This window comes from Micromonospora sp. 15K316 (genome assembly GCF_004348525.1).
GTDB lineage: Bacteria > Actinomycetota > Actinomycetes > Mycobacteriales > Micromonosporaceae > Micromonospora.
Map to the genome: position 1 here is coordinate 1 of NZ_SMKG01000386.1, position 2,339 is coordinate 2,339.

General features: G+C 73.6%; 3 protein-coding genes. 2 read left to right on the forward strand and 1 reads right to left on the reverse strand.

Annotated features, from left to right (window positions below; translation table 11 throughout):
* Positions 1 to 231, reverse strand: a 231-nt coding sequence (locus E1211_RS31740) for a GntR family transcriptional regulator (RefSeq protein WP_132353877.1), incomplete at its 3' end; no start/stop codon positions are given.
* Positions 232 to 266: 35 nt separating this feature from the next.
* Between E1211_RS31740 and E1211_RS31745 the strand changes: the two genes are divergently transcribed.
* Together E1211_RS31745 and leuE are read left to right on the forward strand one after the other, a co-directional pair.
* Positions 267 to 1,535, forward strand: coding sequence for a bifunctional pyridoxamine 5'-phosphate oxidase family protein/GNAT family N-acetyltransferase (locus tag E1211_RS31745; protein ID WP_132353879.1), 1,269 nt, complete (start codon positions 267 to 269; stop codon positions 1,533 to 1,535).
* Positions 1,535 to 2,203: a leucine efflux protein LeuE gene (gene leuE / locus E1211_RS31750; protein WP_132353881.1), complete on the forward strand. Its 669-nt coding sequence runs from the start codon at positions 1,535 to 1,537 to the stop codon at positions 2,201 to 2,203. The genes E1211_RS31745 and leuE overlap by 1 nt, the downstream gene beginning before the upstream one ends.
* Positions 2,204 to 2,339 lie beyond the last annotated feature (136 nt).

The window sequence follows — 2,339 nt, forward strand, 5'->3', positions numbered from 1 at the left end:
GCGGGGGGGGACCCGGGTGCCCTGCCGACCGGCCGTGGCGATCAGCCCGCGCTGGCGGAGCTCCTGGTAGGCGCGGGCGACGGTGGCCGGGCTGACGGCCAGCTCGGCGGCGAGCGCGCGAACCGGCGGGAGAGCGGCCCCCGGCGGCAGGGCGGCGGTGCGAATGCCGGACTCGATGCTGGCCGAGATCTCGACGGCCGTCGCCCCGGTCACCTGATAGCGTGCTGACACAAATACAAGATTGTACTAGAACAAAGGCGGACGCGATGGCCACCCCCGGAGTCGACCCGACCTCCTACCCCCCGACCGCGCGGACGACCCCGAAGCGCACCCGCGACCGGATGAGCTACGACCGGACGGCCGTGCACGCGGTGCTGGACGAGGCGTACCACTGCGTGCTCGGGTTCACCGTGGACGGCGAACCGCGGGTGCTGCCGACCCTGCACGTACGCGTCGACGACACGCTCTACCTGCACGGCTCCACCGGCAGCCGGCCACTGCTCGCCGCCCGGGGCGACGGACTGCCGGTCTCGGTGGCGGTCACCCTGCTCGACGGGCTGATCTACGGCCGTTCCCAGTTCCACCACAGCGCCAACTACCGGTCGGTGGTCGCCCACGGCACCGCCCACCTGGTGACCGACGAACGGGAGAAGGCCGACGCGATGACCGCCCTGGTGGAGAAGGTCGCCGCCGGACGCAGCGCGGACAGCCGCCCACCCAGCCGCAAGGAGCTGGCCGAGACCGCCGTGCTGGCGCTGCCGCTGCGCGAGGTCTCGCTGCGCGCCCGCAGCGGCGGCGTCATCGACGAGGAGGCCGACCTCGACCTGCCGTACTGGGCCGGGGTGGTGCCGCTGCGGCTCACCCGGGGACGACCCGAGACGGACCCGGGCGTGAGCGCCCCGATCCCGGCGTACCTGTCGCCGGAGCGTTCGCCCTGGCTCGACCCGCCGATCCTGCGCGGCGAACACGTGCTGCTCGAACCGCTCGGCCTCGCGCACACCGACGAGCTGCACGCCGCCACCGCCGACCCGGAGGTCTGGCGGCACCTGTGGCGTCCCCTGCCGGCCGACGCCGTGGCGACGGCCGAGGTGATCACCGAAGCGCTGGCCGCCCACGACCGCGGCGAGCGGGTGCCCTGGGTGCAGCGCTGCGCGCTCACCGGCGCGGTGGTCGGCAGCACCTCCTACTACGAGGTGGACCCGCGGCGCCGGTCGGTGGCGATCGGCTACACCTGGCTCGGCCGGCCCTGGTGGCGTACGGGGATCAACACCGAGGCGAAGCTGCTGCTGCTCACCCACGCCTTCGAGGAGCTGGGCGCGGTCCGGGTGGTCTGGCACACCGACCTGCGCAACGAACGCTCCCAGCGGGCCATCGAGCGCCTCGGCGCGACCCGCGAGGGAGTGCTGCGCATGCACCGGCAGCGCCCGGACGGCTCGTGGCGGGACACCGTGCAGTACGCCCTGACCGTCGAGGAGTGGCCGAACGCACAGCGGGCGCTGCGGGAAAGACTTCGCCCGACGGCACCGACGGCGTGATGATGGCCGGCGTGCTGGGGATCACCGACATCGGAACGTACGTGCTGGGCACCGTCGCCATCATCCTGCTGCCCGGCCCCAACTCGCTCTTCGTGCTCTCCACCGCCGCCAAGCGCGGCGTGGCGGCGGGTTACCGGGCCGCCGGCGGGGTCTTCCTCGGCGACGGGGTGTTGATGTTCCTCTCCGCCGCCGGAGTGGCCTCCCTGCTGAAGGCGTACCCGCTGCTCTTCCTCGTGATCAAGTACGCGGGCGCGGCGTACCTCGGCTACCTGGGGCTGACGATGCTGCGCGGTGCGTGGCGGCGCTGGCGCGACCGCAACGACCCGGCCGCGCCGCGGCTGATCGACGCGGCGCAGCCGGCGGAGCTGCGCAGCCCGTTCCGCAAGGCGCTGGTGATCAGCCTGCTCAACCCGAAGGCGATCCTCTTCTTCGTCTCGTTCTTCATCCAGTTCGTCGACCCGGCGTACCCCTGGCCGGCGCTCTCGTTCGCGCTGCTCGGGCTGATCGCGCAGCTGACCAGCGTGCTCTACCTGACCACGCTGATCTTCACAGGCACCTTCCTGGCCGCGCAGTTCCGTCAGCGCCGCCGGCTCGCGGCGGGCGCCACCACCGGCATCGCCGCCCTCTTCCTGGGCTTCGGCGTCAAGCTCGCGACCGCGAGCATCTGACCGGACGCGGCGAGCGGTAGATCGCCGCCCGGCAGCCGGACGCGGGCGAGCCGGAGATCGCGGCCGGGCAGTGGGACGCGCGGTGGCCCGTCGCGGCGGCGGGCAGGCCCGCTCAGGTGCCGTCGCCGCCCCCGCC